At 65.2% G+C, this 18,448-nt stretch carries 19 protein-coding genes; 14 read left to right on the top strand and 5 right to left on the bottom strand.

The features are described 5' to 3' along the window. Positions 1-169 precede the first annotated feature (169 nt). The 9 genes from EWH21_RS23000 (at position 170) to EWH21_RS22960 (ending at position 7,717) form a co-directional block, all read left to right on the top strand. The gene (locus tag EWH21_RS23000; protein WP_037055312.1) at positions 170-1,828 is read left to right on the top strand and encodes an OFA family MFS transporter; all 1,659 of its coding nucleotides are present in this window, start codon (positions 170-172) and stop codon (positions 1,826-1,828) included. Positions 1,829-1,982: 154 nt separating this feature from the next. After that, positions 1,983-2,576, top strand: coding sequence for an imidazoleglycerol-phosphate dehydratase HisB (gene hisB / locus EWH21_RS22995; protein WP_017675949.1), 594 nt, complete (start codon positions 1,983-1,985; stop codon positions 2,574-2,576). After that, entirely contained in the window at positions 2,577-3,215 is a 639-nt protein-coding gene (hisH, locus tag EWH21_RS22990) for an imidazole glycerol phosphate synthase subunit HisH (RefSeq protein ID WP_037055309.1), read from the top strand. Beyond that, on the top strand, positions 3,215-3,469 hold the full coding sequence (locus EWH21_RS22985; RefSeq protein ID WP_037055307.1) for a DUF2164 domain-containing protein: 255 nt from the start codon (positions 3,215-3,217) through the stop codon (positions 3,467-3,469). Before hisH ends, EWH21_RS22985 begins: the two co-directional genes overlap by 1 nt. A 37-nt stretch (positions 3,470-3,506) precedes the next feature. Then, on the top strand, positions 3,507-4,244 hold the full coding sequence (gene hisA, locus EWH21_RS22980; protein WP_037055305.1) for a 1-(5-phosphoribosyl)-5-[(5-phosphoribosylamino)methylideneamino]imidazole-4-carboxamide isomerase: 738 nt from the start codon (positions 3,507-3,509) through the stop codon (positions 4,242-4,244). Between the two features lie 78 nt (positions 4,245-4,322). Continuing rightward, positions 4,323-5,093: an imidazole glycerol phosphate synthase subunit HisF gene (gene hisF / locus EWH21_RS22975; protein ID WP_037055302.1), complete on the top strand. Its 771-nt coding sequence runs from the start codon at positions 4,323-4,325 to the stop codon at positions 5,091-5,093. A gap of 158 nt (positions 5,094-5,251) precedes the next feature. After that, a complete protein-coding gene (locus EWH21_RS22970; RefSeq protein WP_277699413.1) occupies positions 5,252-5,986 on the top strand; it encodes an ABC transporter substrate-binding protein in 735 nt (244 codons plus the stop codon). Between the two features lie 85 nt (positions 5,987-6,071). Then, on the top strand, positions 6,072-6,827 hold the full coding sequence (locus EWH21_RS22965) for an ABC transporter substrate-binding protein (protein WP_037055296.1): 756 nt from the start codon (positions 6,072-6,074) through the stop codon (positions 6,825-6,827). A gap of 134 nt (positions 6,828-6,961) precedes the next feature. Next, positions 6,962-7,717, top strand: coding sequence for an ABC transporter substrate-binding protein (locus EWH21_RS22960; protein ID WP_037055293.1), 756 nt, complete (start codon positions 6,962-6,964; stop codon positions 7,715-7,717). Between the two features lie 123 nt (positions 7,718-7,840). On the opposite strand, the gene EWH21_RS22955 is transcribed toward EWH21_RS22960, so the two are convergent. From EWH21_RS22955 to gpmI, 3 genes are all read right to left on the bottom strand, one after another. After that, complete coding sequence (locus tag EWH21_RS22955; RefSeq protein ID WP_134676370.1) at positions 7,841-9,157, bottom strand: S41 family peptidase; 1,317 nt, start codon at positions 9,155-9,157, stop codon at positions 7,841-7,843. A 28-nt stretch (positions 9,158-9,185) separates the two neighbouring features. Further along, positions 9,186-10,415 (bottom strand): murein hydrolase activator EnvC, encoded by a 1,230-nt coding sequence (locus tag EWH21_RS22950; protein WP_037055290.1) that lies wholly within the window; start codon positions 10,413-10,415, stop codon positions 9,186-9,188. A gap of 181 nt (positions 10,416-10,596) precedes the next feature. Continuing rightward, positions 10,597-12,129, bottom strand: a complete 1,533-nt coding sequence (gene gpmI / locus EWH21_RS22945; RefSeq protein WP_150606940.1) for a 2,3-bisphosphoglycerate-independent phosphoglycerate mutase — start codon at positions 12,127-12,129, stop codon at positions 10,597-10,599. A 146-nt stretch (positions 12,130-12,275) separates the two neighbouring features. On the opposite strand from gpmI, the gene EWH21_RS22940 reads away from it, so the two are divergent. From EWH21_RS22940 to secB, 3 genes are read left to right on the top strand one after another with little or no spacing between them, the layout of a single operon-like run. Then, positions 12,276-12,689, top strand: coding sequence for a rhodanese-like domain-containing protein (locus tag EWH21_RS22940; protein ID WP_037055285.1), 414 nt, complete (start codon positions 12,276-12,278; stop codon positions 12,687-12,689). A gap of 1 nt (position 12,690) precedes the next feature. Then, on the top strand, positions 12,691-12,951 hold the full coding sequence (gene grxC / locus EWH21_RS22935) for a glutaredoxin 3 (protein WP_037055283.1): 261 nt from the start codon (positions 12,691-12,693) through the stop codon (positions 12,949-12,951). 28 nt (positions 12,952-12,979) lie between these two features. Then, positions 12,980-13,471, top strand: coding sequence for a protein-export chaperone SecB (secB, locus tag EWH21_RS22930; protein ID WP_037055281.1), 492 nt, complete (start codon positions 12,980-12,982; stop codon positions 13,469-13,471). Positions 13,472-13,527: 56 nt separating this feature from the next. On the opposite strand, the gene trmL is transcribed toward secB, so the two are convergent. Continuing rightward, positions 13,528-13,992, bottom strand: a complete 465-nt coding sequence (gene trmL, locus EWH21_RS22925) for a tRNA (uridine(34)/cytosine(34)/5-carboxymethylaminomethyluridine(34)-2'-O)-methyltransferase TrmL (protein WP_277699412.1) — start codon at positions 13,990-13,992, stop codon at positions 13,528-13,530. On the opposite strand from trmL, the gene EWH21_RS22920 reads away from it, so the two are divergent. Next, positions 13,991-14,434, top strand: a complete 444-nt coding sequence (locus EWH21_RS22920; protein ID WP_047586524.1) for a hypothetical protein — start codon at positions 13,991-13,993, stop codon at positions 14,432-14,434. The two genes, trmL and EWH21_RS22920, sit on opposite strands and share 2 nt — an antisense overlap. 491 nt (positions 14,435-14,925) lie before the next feature. Here EWH21_RS22920 and EWH21_RS22915 read toward each other — a convergent pair whose 3' ends face one another. Then, a complete protein-coding gene (locus tag EWH21_RS22915; RefSeq protein WP_277699411.1) occupies positions 14,926-17,304 on the bottom strand; it encodes a penicillin acylase family protein in 2,379 nt (792 codons plus the stop codon). A gap of 123 nt (positions 17,305-17,427) precedes the next feature. Here EWH21_RS22915 and EWH21_RS22910 point away from each other — a divergent pair, with 123 nt between their 5' ends. After that, the gene (locus tag EWH21_RS22910; protein ID WP_277699410.1) at positions 17,428-18,435 is read left to right on the top strand and encodes an AraC family transcriptional regulator; all 1,008 of its coding nucleotides are present in this window, start codon (positions 17,428-17,430) and stop codon (positions 18,433-18,435) included. Positions 18,436-18,448 lie beyond the last annotated feature (13 nt).

Genomic DNA, 18,448 nt, shown 5'->3' with positions numbered 1-18,448 from the left:
GGCCTTTTGCTTTTTTGCTGAAATCACATGAAAAGTGCGTGAAACGCTAAAAAAACTTCAGCAGCGCGGCGATTTGTCGCGCCTGGGTGCTACTCTCTGCAAACTTTGGCTGCGGTGCATTGTCGCGCCTGCCTTGGTTCGCTTGCCAACATAAAAAGAGAAACTCCCTATGACTGACGCCTTTGCATTGGACGGTGTTGCGGCAAAGCCTGCATTTCTGTCCAAGGAACGCATCATCGCGAAAACCGGTTTCAACCGCTGGCTGGTTCCGCCTGCTGCCCTCGCCATCCACCTCTGCATCGGGATGGCCTACGGCTTCTCCGTCTTCTGGCTGCCGCTGTCCAAGGCCGTGGGCATCACCGCTGCCACGGCCTGTGCGCCCGACATGGGCTTCTTCGAGCAGGTGTTCGCCAGCAACTGCGACTGGCAGATCTCCATGCTCGGCTGGGTCTACACCCTGTTCTTCGTCTTTCTCGGTTGCTCGGCTGCCATCTGGGGTGGCTGGCTGGAGCATGCCGGCCCGCGCAAGGCTGGCGTCGTGTCCGCGCTGTGCTGGTGCGGTGGTCTGCTGATTTCCGCGCTGGGCATCTATACCCACCAGATCTGGCTGTTGTGGCTGGGTTCCGGGGTCATCGGCGGTATCGGCCTGGGGCTGGGCTACATCTCTCCGGTGTCGACCCTGATCAAGTGGTTCCCGGACAAGCGCGGCATGGCCACCGGCATGGCGATCATGGGCTTCGGTGGTGGTGCGATGGTCGGTGCGCCGCTGGCGGCGATGCTGATGAACCACTTCGCCACGCCGGACAGCGTCGGTGTCTGGCAGAGCTTCGTGGTGATGGCGGCGATCTACTTCGTCTTCATGATGGGCGGCGCCCTGGCGTACCGCGTACCGCCGACCGGCTGGAAACCGGCTGGCTGGACCGCCCCGGCGGCCAAGGCCAACAACGCCATGATCACCAAGGGTCACGTGCACGTTAATACCGCCTGGAAGACGCCGCAGTTCTGGCTGGTCTGGGCCGTTCTGTGCCTGAACGTCTCGGCGGGCATCGGCATCATCGGCATGGCTTCGCCGCTGCTGCAGGAAGTCTTCGCCGGCAGGCTGATCGGTGTCGACCTGGCCTTCAACGAACTCAGCGCTGCGCAGCTAGCGGAGATCGCCGCCATCGCCGCGGGTTTCACCGGCCTGCTTAGCCTGTTCAACATCGGTGGGCGCTTCTTCTGGGCATCCTGCTCGGACTTCATCGGCCGCAAGGGCACCTATTTCGTGTTCTTCGGCCTGGGGCTGGCGCTCTACGCCTCGGTGCCGATGCTCGGCCACCTGGGCAGCCTGGCGCTGTTCGTCCTGGCATTCTGCGTGATCCTGTCGATGTACGGCGGCGGCTTCGCCACCGTGCCGGCCTACCTGGCCGACCTGTTCGGTACGCAGAACGTCGGCGCCATCCATGGCCGCCTGCTGACTGCCTGGGCTGTGGCCGGCGTGCTGGGTCCGGTGCTGGTCAACTACCTGCGCGAGTACCAGTTGAGCATCGGTGTGGAGAAGGCCGCGGCCTACGACATCACCCTGTATATCCTCTCCGGCCTGCTGGTGCTGGGCTTCATCTGCAACGCCCTGGTGCGTCCGGTGGCGCCGAAGTACTTCATGAACGAAGCCGAGCTGGCTGCCGAGCGCGCCCATGGCGAGAAGTCGGCACCGGCGGCGAGCGAGCTGGAGTGGGCGGCTGATCCGTCGAGCAAGCCGGTGGCGGTGTTCGCCTGGCTGGTGGTCGGCGTGCCGCTGGCCTGGGGTGTGTGGATCACCCTGCAGAAGACGGTCGTGCTGTTCCAGTAACCCGTCCTGGTAACGAAAAGCCCGCGCCGGTCTGCGACCTGCGCGGGCTTTTTCGTTTGCCGGTTGTACCCGCCCGACCATCGCCGGTAGCCGTTGCGCCCCCGGCACGCCTATAATATCGGCCTTTTTCCGTTGGTAATTCGTGGAGCTGGTGATGGCCGAACGTACGGCATTCGTCGAGCGCAACACCCTCGAGACCCAGGTCAAGGTCTCGATCAACCTGGATGGCACCGGCAAGGCGCGCTTCGACATCGGTGTGCCCTTTCTCGAGCACATGCTCGACCAGATCGCCCGTCATGGTCTGATCGACCTCGATATCGAGTGCAAGGGCGATCTGCACATCGACGATCACCACACCGTCGAGGACGTCGGCATCACCCTGGGCCAGGCCTTCACCAAGGCCATCGGCGACAAGAAGGGCATGACTCGCTATGGCCATTCCTATGTGCCGCTGGACGAGGCGCTGTCGCGCGTGGTGATCGACTTCTCCGGCCGTCCCGGCCTGCAGATGCACGTGCCGTTCACCCGCGCGGTGGTCGGCAACTTCGATGTCGACCTGTTCCAGGAGTTCTTCCAGGGCTTCGTCAACCACGCGCTGGTGTCGCTGCACATCGACAACCTGCGTGGGCACAACACCCACCACCAGATAGAGACCGTGTTCAAGGCCTTCGGCCGCGCGCTGCGCATGGCCGTCGAGCTGGACCCGCGCATGGCCGGGCAGATGCCGTCGACCAAGGGTTGCCTGTAAATGCAGACGGTAGCCGTAATCGACTATGGCATGGGCAACCTGCACTCGGTGGCCAAGGCGCTCGAACACGTCGGCGCTGGCCGCGTACTGGTGACCAGCGATGCCAAGGTGATCCGCGAGGCGGATCGCGTGGTGTTCCCCGGTGTGGGGGCGATCCGCGATTGCATGGGCGAGATCAGACGCCTGGGCTTCGATGCGCTGGTGCGTGAAGTCAGCGCCGACCGGCCGTTCCTGGGTATCTGCGTCGGCATGCAGGCGCTGCTCGAACGCAGCGAAGAGAACGACGGTGTGGACTGCATTGGCCTGTTCCCCGGTCAGGTGCGTTTCTTCGGCAAGGACCTTGCCGAGGACGGCGAGCGCCTGAAGGTGCCGCACATGGGCTGGAACGAAGTCAGCCAGGCGGTCAAGCATCCGTTGTGGCACGACATTCCCGACCAGGCGCGCTTCTACTTCGTGCACAGCTACTACATCGAGGCCGGCAAGCCGCAGCAGGTGGTCGGCCGTGGCCACTATGGCAAGGACTTCGCCGCCGCGCTGGCCGAGGGTTCGCGCTTCGCCGTGCAGTTCCACCCGGAGAAGAGCCACACCCACGGCCTGCAGTTGCTGCAGAACTTCATCGCCTGGGACGGTCGCTGGTAATGGCGCGGGCCAAGGTCCCCAGTCTGGCGCTCGAACCTGCCCAGGAGCAGGCGGCGCTGTTGCTGCTGCAGCGTTTTCTCGATGAGCGTTTCGAGCTGCAGCTGGGCACCTTCGAGGTTCAGGAAGTGCTGGACCTGATCACCCGCGAGCTGGCACCGCACTACTACAACAAGGCCATTCTCGATGTGCAGGCGCACCTGAAAGACAGGTTCGAGAGCATCGAGAGCGACCTCTGGGCGCTCGAGAAGAACTGAGCGCCTTACCGAATTCAAACTTGAGCAGGTTCAACCGATGCTGATTATCCCCGCTATCGATCTGAAGGACGGCGCCTGCGTGCGCCTGCGCCAGGGCCGCATGGAAGATTCCACGGTGTTCTCCGATGACCCGGTGAGCATGGCGGCCAAGTGGGTCGAGGGCGGCTGCCGCCGTCTGCACCTGGTCGACCTGAACGGCGCCTTCGAAGGTCAGCCGGTCAATGGCGAAGTGGTCACCGCCATCGCCAAGCGCTACCCCAACCTGCCGATCCAGATCGGCGGCGGCATCCGTACCCTGGAAACCATCGAGCACTACGTGCGCGCCGGCGTCAGCTACGTGATCATCGGCACCAAGGCAGTCAAAGAGCCCGAGTTCGTCAGCGAAGCGTGCAAGGCCTTCCCGGGCAAGGTCATCGTCGGCCTGGATGCCAAGGACGGCTTCGTCGCCACCGACGGTTGGGCCGAGGTCTCCAGCGTGCAGGCCACCGACCTGGCCAGGCGCTTCGAGGCGGACGGTGTGTCCGCCATCGTTTATACCGACATCGCCAAAGACGGCATGATGCAGGGCTGCAACGTCGAAGCCACTGCCGCACTGGCTGCCGCCAGCAAGATCCCGGTGATCGCCTCCGGTGGCATCCACAACCTCGGCGATATCGAGAAGCTGCTGCTGGCGCGTTCGCCAGGCATCATCGGCGCCATCACCGGGCGTGCCATCTATGAAGGCACCCTGGACGTGGCTGAGGCGCAGCGCTTCTGCGACGGCTTCAAGGGCTGAACCGTAGGGCGGGGTCAAACCCGCCGCAACTGACGCAATCTTTATCGGTGGGTTGCACCCACCCTACGGGAGCACCGTATGGCACTGGCTAAACGCATCATCCCCTGCCTCGACGTCGACAACGGCCGCGTGGTCAAGGGCGTCAAGTTCGAGAACATCCGCGATGCCGGCGATCCGGTGGAGATCGCGCGCCGCTACGACGAGCAGGGCGCCGACGAGATCACCTTTCTCGACATCACCGCCAGCGTCGACAACCGCGATACCACGCTGCATACCGTCGAGCGCATGGCCAGCCAGGTATTCATTCCGCTGACCGTCGGCGGTGGCGTGCGTACCGTGCAGGACATCCGCAACCTGCTCAATGCCGGTGCCGACAAGGTCTCGATCAACACCGCTGCGGTGTTCAACCCCGAGTTCGTCGGTGAGGCGGCCGCGCGCTTCGGCTCGCAGTGCATCGTCGTCGCCATCGACGCCAAGCGTGTATCGGCGCCGGGCGAGCCGGGGCGCTGGGAGATCTTCACGCATGGCGGGCGCAAGCCGACTGGCCTCGATGCCGTGGAGTGGGCGCGCAAGATGGAAGGGCTGGGCGCCGGGGAAATCCTCCTCACCAGCATGGACCAGGATGGCGTGAAGAGCGGCTACGACCTGGGCGTGACCCGTGCCATCAGCGAAGCGGTACGCGTGCCGGTGATCGCCTCCGGTGGTGTCGGCAACCTGCAGCACCTGGCCGATGGCATCCTCGAAGGCAAGGCCGATGCCGTGCTGGCCGCGAGCATCTTCCATTTCGGCGAGTACACCGTGCCGGAAGCCAAGGCCTACCTGGCCAGCCGCGGCATCGTCGTACGCTGATTGCCGCCACTTCGACCTGCCCGCTGCGCAAAGCTGCGGGCGAGTCGACGGCAAAGTGCCAGCGATCCAGCTAGCATTAATCATCATCTCTAAAACCCTGACTCTCTGCCTCTGGTGGAGGGTTGCCCTTTGTCGAACATCTTCGACATGGAGTCTTCATGTTCCTTCTTCGATTCGTGACTATTTTCGTCCTGTCGTGTGGTCTCAGCATTGCGCGTGCCGAGCCGCTGGTGCTGCTCACGGAAAACATGCCGCCCTTCAACATGTCGGTATCCGGCACCAACTACGCCCGTGACGACGGGATCACGGGTATCAGCTCCGACATCCTGCGCGCGGTATGCGAGCGTGCCGAGGTCGAGTGCCAGCAGATCCTGCGCTTCCCTTGGCAGCGCGTGTACCAGCAGACACTGGACGATGCGGGTTACGGGGTGTTTTCCACCGCGCGTACCGCCGAGCGTGAGGGGCTGTTCAAATGGGTTGGGCCCATCTCCAGGTACGACTGGGTGCTGTTCGCCAAGGGCGATAGCCCGATCCAGCTGGCCAGCATCGAAGACGCGCGGCGTTATCGGATCGGTGGCTACAAGGGCGATGCCAAGACCCAGTTCCTGCTGGACAGGGGCCTGGAGGTCACGGCCGCACTGCGTGATGCGGAAAACGTCAGGAAGCTCGACAAAGGTCAGATCGATCTGTGGATTGCCTCCAGCCAGGCCGGACCGCTTACCGCCCGTCAGGAAGGCGTAGAGAACCTCAAGGTGGTTCAGCACCTGAACTCGGTCGACCTCTATCTTGCGCTGAATCTGCAGACGCCGGACGAGCTGGTGCAGAAGTTGCAGAAGGCATTGGAGTCGTTGCGTGCGGAAGGTGCACTGAAGAGCATCGAAGCGCGCTATTGAGGCAATCGGCCAGTAATCGCTGGGCCGGGGAGGGCATGGCGGTTATCCTGATGCAGTCTGCCTTATTCACAGAAAGAGAAACGCCATGCTCAAACGCCTGCTGATCGCAATGGCCGGCACCCTTGTGGTGCTGTCTGGCGCTGCGCGCGCCGAAGTGGACCCCGACTACAGCGTGGTTCTGCTGACCGAGAACTTCCCGCCCTACAACATGGCCATCAATGGCAAGAACTTCGCCCAGGAAGACAATATCGACGGTATCGCCGTGGATATCATCAAGGAGATGTTCAAGCGTGCGGGCGTCAAGTACAGCCTGACGCTGCGCTTCCCCTGGGATCGGATCTACAACCTGGCGCTGGAAAAACCGGGCTACGGTGTGTTCGTCGCCGCCCGCCTGCCCGAGCGCGAGGAGCTGTTCAAGTGGGTGGGGCCGATCGGCCCGGACGATTGGGTCCTGCTGGCCAAGGGCGACAACCCGATCAGCCTGACCAGCCTGGACCAGGCCAAGAAGTACCGCATCGGCGCGTACAAGGGCGATGCCATCTCCGAGTACCTGACCGAGAAGGGCGTCGAGCACAGCACCTCGTTGCGTGACCAGGAAAATGCTCGCAAGCTGATGGCCGGGCAGATCGACCTATGGGCCACGGGTGATCCCGCCGGGCGCTACCTGGCCAAGCAGGAGGGTATCTCCGGCCTGAGGACTGTCCTGCGTTTCGACAGTGCCGAGCTGTATCTGGCGCTGAACAAGGATATCCCCGACGAGATCGTCAGCAAGCTGCAGGCTGCGCTGGACCAGATGCGCGCCGAAGGCTTCGTCGACGACATTCTCAACAGTTACCTGTAAGTACCGAACATGCGTCCGGCCACGAGCCGGGCGCTCGCCATGGATGGCAGAGCCACTGAGTGCCAATGACCGGGCTCGGTCCCATGCAAGGATGCCGCTAGCCATAACCAAAAATCATGCGAGCGGTACGTCTTATGCTGAAAACTCTGAAGAAAAGCCTGTTTGTCGCCCTGTTTCTCGCTTGCGGTTCCGTGCACGCGGAACTCCCGCAGGATTACAAGGTGGTGCTGCTGACCGAGAATTTCCCGCCCTTCAACATGGCGGTGGACGACAAGAACTTCGCCCGTGACGACGGCATCGACGGCATCAGCGCCGACATCGTGCGCGAGATGTTCAAGCGCGCCGGCATCGAGTACACCCTGACCCTGCGTTTCCCCTGGGACCGCCTCTACCGCCTGACCCTGGACAAGCCCAACTACGGCCTGTTCTCCACCACCTACACGGCCGAGCGTCAGCCGCTGTTCAAGTGGGTCGGCCCGATCGCCAAGACCGGCTGGGTACTGCTCGCCGCGCCGGGTAACGACATCAAGGTGTCGAGCCTCAAGGATGCCGCCAAGTACCGCGTCGGCGCGTACAAGAACGATGCGGTCAGCCAGCACCTGGAGAGCCAGGGCCTGCAGCCGATCAACGCCCTGCGTGATCAGGAGAACGTGAAGAAGCTGGTGCGCGGGCAGATCGACCTGTGGGCCACCACCGATCCGGTGGGCCGCTACCTGGCCAAGCAGGAAGATGTCAGCGGCCTCAACACCGTGCTGCGCTTCAACGATGCCGAGCTGTACCTGGCGCTGAACAAGGACACGCCCGACGAGGTCATCGAACGCTTGCAGAAGGCGCTCGACGAACTGCGCAACGAAGGCTTCATCGACGATATCACCAACAGCTATCTGTAAGCCGGCCGGCTCGGGCGGTCGTTCGCACCGCCCGCCAGCTGCGCCTGGCGCCGCTGTTTCCGGCAGCAATGAAAACGCCGCAGTTTCGCGAGAAACTGCGGCGTTCTTGCATCACGACCCGCTTCAGTCGCCGCGGGTGACGCTCAGCCCCTTGAGCAGGTTGAGTGCCTGGCTCAGCTGGTAGTCCTGGTCCTGCGGGCGGTCCGTGCGTGCGGCCTGTGCGCCCCGGCTCGGGCGGTCCGCGCCACCGTTGCCGTTGCCCAGGTGGCCTTGCAGGTCGGCTTCCTTGACGCCCTCGTTGTCCTGCTCGCGGGTGAGCTTGGCGCGTGCCACCTCGATGTCCGGGATGATGCCCTGAGCCTGGATCGAGCGGCCGTTCGGGGTGAAGTACAGCGCGGTGGTGAGCTTCAGCGCGCGATCGTTGTTCAGCGGCAGCACCGTCTGTACCGAGCCCTTGCCGAAGCTGTCGGTGCCCATCAGTACGGCGCGCTTGTGGTCCTGCAGGGCGCCGGCGACGATTTCCGATGCCGAGGCGCTGCCGCCGTTGATCAGCACCACCAGCGGCACGCCTTCGCTGGCATCGGCCGGGTCGGCATTGAAGCGCAGTTCGGAGTTGGCCAGGCGGCCCTCGGTGTAGACGATCAGCCCGCTCTTGAGGAAGTGGTCGGCCACTTCCACGGCCGCCTGCAGCACGCCGCCGGGGTTGTTGCGCAGGTCCATGACCAGGCCGCGCAGCTTCTTGTTGCCGTTTTCCTTGCGCAGCTTGTTCAGGGCCTTGCCGACTTCCTCGCCGGTGTTGACCTGGAACTGCGAGATGCGCAGGTAGCCGTAGCCGTCCTCGAGCATCTGGCTCTTCACGCTGCGTACCTTGATCACGGCGCGGGTCAGAGTCAGCTCGAACGGCCGGCCGCCGTCGCGTACCAGGGTCAGCTCGATCTTGCTGCCGGCCTTGCCGCGCATCTTCTCTACCGCTTCCATCATCGACAGGCCCTTGGTCGGCTGGCCGTCGATCTTGACGATCAGGTCGCCGGCCTCGATGCCGGCCTTGGACGCCGGGGTGTCGTCGATGGGCGAGACCACCTTGACGAAGCCGTCCTCCATGCCGACCTCGATGCCCAGGCCGCCGAATTCGCCGCTGGTGCTTTCCTGCAGCTCGGCGAATGCCTCGGGCTCGAGGTAGGCCGAGTGCGGGTCGAGGTTGCTGAGCATGCCCTTGATGGCGTTCTCCAGCAGCGTCTTGTCGCTGACCGGCTCGACGTAGGCGGCCTTGATGCGGTCCATCACCTCGGCGAAGGTGCGCAGCTCATCCAGGGGCAGGGGCGCCTTGCTGCTCGCCGCCGCTGCCGGCGCGGGGGCAGGCTCGGCAGCCTGCAGGGCTGGAGCGCCGAGCAGCAGCCCAAGGGCCAGGGCCAGGCAGGTGGGGCGAAAGCGATGAGACATTAAGACAACTCCTAAATGGATGAAGCGCTTATCCCTGCGCGCGGCACCACTGTGCCGGATCACTCGGGCGACCGTTCTGGCGAATGGCGAAGTACAGCGCCGATGTTTCCTGGCCACCGCTCTTGCCAACGGTGGCGATGGGGTCGCCGGCCTTGACCACGTCCCCTGCATTCCTGAGCAGGCTCTGATTATGGCCGTACAGGCTCAGATAACCATTGCCGTGATCGAGAATGACCAACAGGCCGGCGCCACGCAACCAGTCGGCGAACACCACGCGGCCACCATGCACGGCACGCACCTGGCTGCCGGCGGGTGCGCCGATCAGCACGCCGTCCCACTTAGTACGAGCGTCGCCGCCGCGTGGGGTTCCGTAGCGTGCTACCAAACGGCCATCGACGGGCCATGGCAGTTTGCCGCGAGCGCTGGAAAAGGGGCCGCCGTAGGTGGCGCCGGATGTGACCACGGGGCCGCTGGCGGAGCTGTTCGGCCGGGCCTGCTGAGCGACCAGGGCGCGCTTGCGTGCCTCTTCCGCTTCGCGGGCCTGGCGCGCCAGGGTTTCCTCAATGGTCTTGAGCACGCGGCCAAGCTCCGCCTGCTCCTGCTGGCGGGCCTTGAGCCGCTGGTCGCGGTTGGCGAACTCGCTGTTGAGCTTGGCCAGCGCCTGCTGGCGCTGCTTGCGCACGTCGGCGAGCTTGGCGTGGCGCTCATCCAGGCCGGCTTTCTGCGTCTGCAGCTGAGCCTGGTGGCTGGCGATTTCCTGTTCGACGTTGGCCAGCTGGCGCAGGGTCTCGTTGAATGCCGAGAGCTGTTCGAGGCGGGCGTGGCTGAGGTAGTCGTAATAGGTCAGGGTGCGCGAGAACTTTTCCGGGTTCTGCTGGTTGAGCAGCAGCTTGACGTACTCCTGGCGCCCGCTCTGGTAGGCGGCCCGCGCCTGGATGGCGATCAGTCGTTGCTGTTCAGTGCGCGCGCTCTGGAGTTTTTTTTTCTCCTGATCCAGGCGCTGGATTTCCTGCTCGCTGTCCTTGAGCTCGTGCTGCAGGTCCTTGACCTGGCTTTCCAGATCGCCCATCTCCGTCTCGGTCTTCTTCAGCTGCTGCTGGACGCCGGATTTCTCCTGCTGCAGTTTTTCCAGCATCTTCTTCAGTTCGGCGACATCCTGGCGCGCGGCCTCCAGCTGGCGCTGGGTATCGGCGCGCTGATCGGCGAAGGCGGGTGCGATCAGGCTGCTGAGCAGGATCAGGGCAAGAATGCGAAGCATGGGCGGGGCGGCACCGGAAGGTGGATTGAGGCTGAGGCCTAGTATGCCCGCGCCGCCGGGCAAAAAAAACGCCCCAGGCCTCATGGCGCGGGGCGTTTCTTGTTTTCTGTCGATCAGCGCCGCTTCATGCAGTCTGCGCCTGGCCGACGAGCGTGACGTGCAGCGGCCCGCGACCTGCGTGCTAGTCGAGCTCGACGATGCTCTTGCCGGTCATCTCCGCCGGCTGCTCGAGGCCCATCAGCTTCAGCAGGGTGGGCGCCACGTCAGCCAGCACGCCGCCTTCGCGGATGCGCGCCGGGCGCTTGCCGACATAGATGAACGGCACGGGCTCGCAGGTGTGGGCCGTGTGCGCCTGGCCGGTGCACTCGTCTTCCATCTGCTCGACGTTGCCGTGGTCAGCGGTGATCAGCGCTTCGCCGCCGACCTTCTCCAGCGCCTCGGCAATGCGGCCGACGCAGCTGTCCAGGGTCTCCACGGCCTTGACCGCAGCCTCGAACACGCCGGTATGGCCGACCATGTCGCCGTTGGCGTAGTTGACGATGATCACGTCGAAGCGCTGGTTCTCGATGGCGTCGACGATCCTGTCGGTTACTTCCGGCGCGCTCATTTCCGGCTTGAGGTCGTAGGTGGCGACGTCAGGGGAGGGGATGAGGATGCGCTCTTCGCCCTCGAACGGCTCTTCACGGCCGCCGGAGAAGAAGAAGGTGACGTGGGCGTATTTCTCGGTTTCGGCGATGCGCAGCTGGGTCTTGCCGTTCTTCGCCAGGTACTCGCCGAGCACGTTGGTCAGTGCTTCCGGCGCGAATGCCGCAGGCGCCGGGATGCTCGCCGCGTACTGGGTGAGCATGACGAAACCGACCTGTGGCGCGCGCTTGCGCTCGAATTCCTTGAAACCGGGCTCGACGAAGGCGCGGGTCAGCTCGCGTGCGCGGTCGGCGCGGAAGTTCATGAACACCACGGCGTCGCCGTCTTCGACCTGTACCGCGTCGCCGATGGTGGTGGCCTTGACGAACTCATCGCTCTCGCCCCGTGCATAGGCGGCCTGCAGGCCTGCCACGGCATCGGCGGCGTTGAACTGGCCGGCACCGTCGACGATCAGGTTGTAGGCCTGCTCCACGCGGTCCCAGCGGTTGTCGCGGTCCATGGCGAAGTAGCGGCCCGTGAGGCTGGCGATGCGGCCTTTGCCGAGGCGGGCGAAGGCGGCGTCGAGCAGCTCGATGGACGGTTGCGCGCTCTTCGGCGGGGTGTCGCGACCGTCGAGGAAGGCGTGCAGGTAGATCTTCTCGGCGCCACGCTTGGCGGCCAGTTCGGCCATGGCGACGATGTGATCCTGATGGCTGTGCACGCCACCATCGGAGAGCAGGCCGAGGATGTGCACGGCTTTGCCGGCGGCCACGGCCTTGTCCACGGCCTGGTTGATCGTGGCGTTGTCGAAGAACTCGCCGTCACGGATGGCCTTGGTCACGCGGGTGAAGTCCTGATACACCACGCGCCCGGCGCCGAGGTTCATGTGGCCGACCTCGGAGTTGCCCATCTGCCCATCCGGCAGACCGACGTCCATGCCGCTGCCCGAGATCAGGCCGTGCGGGAAGGTGGCGCGCAGGCGATCGTAGACCGGCGTGTTGGCGGCGTGGATGGCGTTGTACTCGGGGTTGTCGCTGTGACCGAAGCCGTCGAGGATGATCAGAACCAAGGGTTTGGGCGTGGCGCTCATTAAGCTGGCTCGCTCTGGGTCGATGGACGGGAAACAAAGCCGGGCATTCTACGGCCAAGCGCCTGGCGCGTCACTGCCGGACGGGGTTTGGCCGACCTGTGGGGCTGTGTATACTGGCCGGCATTTTACCGTCCTGGGCCCTATAGATGTTCGCCAACCTGATTGAATTCATCATTAACCACTATGTACTGAGTGGATTGTTCGCCGTTCTGCTGGTGCTGCTGATCGTCACCGAGATGCGCAAGGGCGGCCAGAGCCTGTCGAGCCGCGAGCTGACCGCGCTGGTCAACTCCGACAAGGGCGTGGTGCTCGATGTGCGGGCCCAGAAGGAATTCTCCGCCGGGCATATCGTCGACGCGCTGCACATCCCCTACGACAAGGTGACTGCACGCATCGCCGAGCTGGAAAAGCACAAGGCCAGGACCATCGTCGTCGTCGATGCCGCTGGCCAGCACGCCGGCACCATCGCCCGCGAGCTGCAGAAGGCCGGCTACACCGCTGCCAAGCTGTCCGGCGGCATCGCGACCTGGCGCGCCGACAACCTGCCGCTGGTGAAGTGACATGAGCACGGTGGTCATCTACTCCAGCGACTGGTGCCCCTACTGCATGCGGGCCAAGCAATTGCTGGCCAGCAAAGGGGTGGATTTCGACGAGATTCGTGTCGACGGCCAGCCGGCCGTGCGCGCGGAGATGACCCGCAAGGCCGGACGCACCTCGGTGCCGCAAATCTGGATCGGCAGCACCCATGTCGGTGGCTGTGACGATCTCTATGCCCTGGAGCGCGCCGGCAAGCTCGACGCCCTGCTGCAGAGCCCCGCTTGAAACCGCAACGTTAAGGAAGGCAAACGCCATGACCGAGCAAGCCAACAGCGGCGCCGCCGCTGCCGAGTCGCAAAACCCGCAATTCTCTCTGCAGCGTATCTACGTCAAGGATCTGTCCTTCGAAGCGCCGAAGAGCCCGGAAATCTTCCGCCAGGAGTGGACGCCGAGCGTCGGTCTGGACCTGAACACGCGTCAGAAGGCCCTGGAAGGTGACTTCCACGAAGTGGTGCTGACCCTGTCGGTGACCGTCAAGAACGGTGAAGAAGTGGCCTTCATCGCCGAAGTGCAACAGGCCGGCATCTTCCTGATCAAGGGCCTGGACGCCGCGTCCATGAGCCACACCCTCGGCGCCTTCTGCCCGAACATCCTGTTCCCTTACGCTCGTGAAGCGCTGGACAGCCTGGTGACCCGTGGTTCGTTCCCGGCACTGATGCTCTCTCCGGTCAACTTCGATGCCCTGTACGCCCAGGAACTGCAGCGCATGCAGCAGGAAGGCCAGGCCGAGACCACTGCCCACTGAGGCGAGCGGGTCGGATGAAAAAAAGCGCCCTCAGGGGCGCTTTTTCTTTATCGGCTTCATTCGCTGTCGGCGAAGCCGTTCTGGCGCCAGGCCTCGTAGACGGTCACCGCCACGGTGTTGGACAGGTTCAGGCTGCGGCAGCCGGCGCGCATCGGCAGGCGCACGCGTCGCTCCACCGGCAGGGCGTTACGCACTTCTTCCGGCAGGCCCCGGCTTTCCGGGCCGAACAGGAAGGCGTCGCCGGGCTGGTAGGCGACCTCGTGGAACGGCTGCGAGCCCTTGGTGGTAAAGGCGAACACGCGCGGCTGGCCGATGCTGTCCAGGCTGCTCTGCAGATCGGCGTGGCGTTCGAGCGTGGCGTATTCGTGGTAATCCAGCCCGGCGCGACGCAGGCGCTTGTCGTCCAGCTCGAAACCCAGTGGTTCGATCAGGTGCAACCGACAGCCGCTGTTGGCGCACAGCCTGATAATGTTGCCGGTATTGGGCGGGATTTCCGGTTGAAAGAGGATGACGTGGAACATGCAGCACTCCGAGCACTGGGATGAGCGCCATTCTACGCCGCCTGAAGATCCACGGCCGCGTTTGCGCTGGCGTTTCATGGCCTCGGTGATGCTCATCGCCTTTCTCGTCGGCAGCATGATCGGCCGCGCGTTCGACCCGCCCCGCTTGCGTATCGAGCAGGTCGAGCCCTGGGAGCAGGGGGTGCAGCTCTGGTTCAACCGCGAGCCGCAGGCGCTGGCCGAGCACGCCGACGGTGCGCTGAGGTATCGCTTCGAGGATGCCTACGGACGTGTCCGCGAGGGGCGCCTGAGCTTGCCGCTGGGCTTGGTGAACTGGCGCGTGGAGCGCGACGGGCGGGACCTGCTGCTGGTACTGGTGTCGCCCCGTCCGCTGGACGGGGAGTGGCGCGGTGCGCAGGAGGATGGACGCTGGCGCGTGCAGCTGGCGCTGCGTCCCAGATAAAGAAGGGGATTCCCCGGCCTGCCTGTACCAAGGTCCCCGAAACGGGTAACGCCGTGCCCATGGATGAGCGGCGGCGGACTGCCATGACGCGGCGTTCGCGTCGAATAAAGAGGGGATTCCCCGGCCTGCCTGTACCAAGGTCCCCGAAACGGGTGACGCCGTGCCCGTGGATCAGCGGCGGCGTACTGCGGTGACGCGGCGTCCGCGTCGAATAAAGAAGGGGATTCCCCGGCCTGCCTGTACCAAGGCCCCCAAAACCTGGATTGCCTTAGCCTATGCAGGGCGTGTGCCAGTTTTCTTACATGGGCGTGAAGCCCTTGTTTCCTGGGGCTTGCGGTGCAGTGGGGAGCGCAGAAGGGCGGTCTTTGCGGGTGCTGTGCACCAGCGTGCAGCGTGATGCACCGGCGGCGCACCACGCTGTGAGTGGGGCAGGCCCGGCTGCGCGGGGGAGGCTGGTCGTTGCGACGCAGCAGGCGCAGGCCGGGTGGTGCTCAGCGGGGCAGCAGCCTGAGCGTGCCCTGGCTGTTGGCCGTCACGTCCGCTTCGCTCAGGTGCTGCGGCCGGTAGACGCCCAGTACGTGGCCGGCGGCCTGGTCGGCGTAGTGCGGGTCGAACGGCACGCCGCTCTGGCCCACGGGGTTGCTGCCGAGTGCCGTGCTGGCATCGGCCAGGTCGACCAGGCGGCGGGTCGAGGGCCCGTAGACCACCTGCCAGGGGGCCGGACCGATCTTGTGCGAGAGGTTGTTCGGCACCTCGTGGCTGCCCGGAGCCGCGTACGGGCCGGCATTCAGCAGCCAGGCCAGTGGCTGCTGCTGGCCCAGCGGGTGCGTGTGGGTCAGGGTATGGGCGCGTCCCCATTGCCAGGCGGCAGGATCATCACCGAACTGCTCGCGCAGGTGTGCCAGGCTGGCGCGCCAGGCGTCGGCGACGATCTGCGCACGGGTTTCCTCGCCGCTGCCACCCTGGCGATGCCACCAGGGCGACGTCGCATCGGCGGCCAGGCGCGGCAGGGCGACGTCGAGCACGCGGCTTTGCAGCAGGCTGTCGAAGAAGGCGTCGCCCAGCTCATCGGCCATGGCCTCGTGAGCCAGCTGATAGAGCAGCTGGTTGAACAGGGTGGCGCTCACCGAGTCCAGCGGATGCTCGCCGTTCCAGTCGGCCAGGGCCTGCACCATGGCCTGCTCCTGCTCGCCCTGGGCGGCGGCGCGCAGCTCGTCGAGGATCGGCGTCAGCACGCGCATGGGGTAATCGGTGCCTGTATCGAGCTGCAGGGCCTGGCTGTTGTGCAGGTCCCACTTCACCGAGGCGTCGCTCAGGCGCTGATTGAGGCGCTGGCCACGGTCGGGCAGGTTGTAGTAACCGGGAATCTCGATGCCGCTGGCCGGCACCGGCTGGTAGTTGGCCGAGACGATATAGCCGCGTGCCGGGTTCTCTTCCTGCGGGTTGGCGCTGAAGGGGTGGTAGCCGAGCTTGTCCGCCTCGGCGCTGGCGCCGTCGAGAATGAAGGTCGGGTTGACCCCGGCCGGGCGCAGCGGCAGCTTGGCAGCCGCCCACCAGCCGATGTCACCGGCGGCATTGGCCCAGACCACGTTGAGGCCGGGCGCTTCGATCTTCTCGGCGGCGGTGCGGGCCTTGTCCAGGGTATTGGCACGGTTCAACTGGTAGAAGGCGTCGAGGATCGGGTTGTCGGTCTCCAGGAAGGCCCACCACATGGCGATTGGCGTGCTGCCGCTGGTCTGGCCCAGGGCATCGTTGATGATCGGTCCGTGCGGCGAGCGGCGCAGGGTGAGCTGCACGGGCGCTGCATTCTTGACCTGGATGGTCTCCGTGCGCTGCTCCAGGTCGACCCAGCGGCCCTGGTACCAGACCTGGTTGGGGTTGTCCGGGTTGACGCGCTCGGCGATCAGGTCGAGGTCGTCGTTCTGGAACATGGTCAGGCTCCAGGCGAAGTCCCGGTTGTGGCCGAGCATGGCACTGGGGATCAGCGCGTGGTGGTAACCGTAGAGTTCGTAGCCGGGCGCCTGCAGATGCGCCTCGTACCACACCGCCGGCAGCGAGAAGCGAATGTGCGGATCGCCGGCCAGCAGGGGTTTTCCGCTGGCGGTGCGGCTGCCGGACACGGCCCAGGCGTTGCTGCCTTCGAACTGCGGCAGGCCGCTGTCGGCCAGGGCCGTGTCGCTGAGCTGGGCGAGGGCGGAGAGGTCCTTCCAGTCGCCGGCGCTCAGGGCGCTGCCGACTACACCGTCCGGGTGCCAGTCGAGATCGAAGACCTTGAGGTAATCCGCGCCCAGGCTGTCGCGCACGTGGCTCATCAGGGGCTCGGTACGCAGCGCAGCGGCGAAGCTGTAGGCCATGTAGCCGGCGACGCTCAGGGTGTCGGCGACGGTGAAGGGGCGCGGCTCGATGCCCAGCAGGTCGAATTCCACCGGTAGCGGGCGGCTGGCCTGGTACTGGTTGATGCCATCGAGGTAGTTCTGCAGGGCCTGCACGGACGGGCTGTCGGCATCCAGGCGGGTGGCATAGGTATCGGCGTGGCGACCCAGCTCCAGGGTGCGGAACAGGCGGTCGGTAGGCACAAGCTTCTCACCCAGCACTTCGGCCAGTTCGCCGCGGGCCAGACGCCGCAGCAGCTCCATCTGGAACAGGCGGTCCTGGGCGTGCACGTAGCCCAGGGCGCGATACAGGTCGGCCTCGTTCTCGGCACGGATGTGCGGGACACCCAGTTCGTCGTAGTTGACCGTGACCGGGGCGTGCAGCTCGCTGAGCACCAGCTCGCCGTCGCGCTGCGGTTGCTTGTCGTGCAGGTACCAGGTCAGGCCGCCCGCTGCGGCGGCAACGAGCAGGGCAAGGGCGGTCAGGGAGCGTTTCATCGAGCGGTCCTTGTTGTTATGGGGGATGCGTCGGGCTGCATTCTGCGCAGAAGCCGTGGCGACAACATTGACCAGATGCTGCAGTGATGAAAGTCTATGGTCAATTCATGCCGAGGAGCCAGCATGGCCACCCACGAGTTCGTCGCCCTGACCCATTCGTCGACGTTGCGCCGCCTGCTCTACGAGGCCCTGACGGCGCTCGGGCTCGACCCGACCCACACCTATCGGCAGGCATATGCCGGTGTGGCCCTGGCCGCGCCGCTGCTGGAAGCGCGTGAGGACCACGACAACGCGCCGCGCTTCTGGCAGGCGCTGGAGGGTATCACCGGCGATGCCGACATCGGCCTGCACCTGGGGGAAATGATGCAGCCACGGCCGATGGACGTGGTCGGCTACCTGCTCCTGGCCGCCCGTGATCTGCGCCAGGGGCTGCAGGCCTTCGTGCGCTTCCAGCACATCCTCTCCGGTGGTTTCGCCGCGCGGCTGGAGGAGGAGGGCGAGCAGGTGCGCCTGGTGATCGACCTCAACTACCGCGAGGTCGGCTCGTTGCGTCAGCAGATGGAATGCCTGGCGGTGCTGCTGATGAAGATGCTCGCCGCTGCCAGCGGAGAACTGCCGCTGTTCGGCGTCGACTTTCGTCACCGCGCGCCACGCAGGCTGGGCGAGCATCGGCGCCTGCTCGGCGTCGAACCGCGCTTCGCGCAGGCGCACGATGCGCTGATCCTGCCCCGTGCGCTGCTCGCGCGACCGTCGCGCAGCGCCAGTCCACGCTTGTTCGAGGTGCTCAGCGAGGAAGCCGAGAAGCAGCTGGCCGGGTTGGTGGAGAACCAGCTGCTGGCACGGGTGCGCTACTGGCTGGAGCTCAATATCGGCGCCACGACCTGCACGCTGCAGGCGTGCGCGCAGGCCCTGGGCAGCAACCGCAGTGCCTTGCAGCGAGCGCTGAGCGAGCAGGGCAGCAGCTTTCGGCTATTGCATGATGAAGTGCGGCGGTTGTGTGCGTTGCGCCTGCTGGATCAGGGCCTGAGCGTGCGAGAGGTCGCACGGGCCTGCGGCTTCGCCGAACTGTCACCGTTCTACCGGGCCTTCCGCCGCTGGCAGGGTGGCACGCCACGCGGTCGAGGCGGATGACGGGCACTTGAGA

It is taken from the genome of Pseudomonas sp. REST10, assembly GCF_029542605.1.
Lineage (GTDB): Bacteria > Pseudomonadota > Gammaproteobacteria > Pseudomonadales > Pseudomonadaceae > Aquipseudomonas > Aquipseudomonas khazarica.
This window is presented reverse-complemented; position numbering and strand designations above follow the sequence as displayed.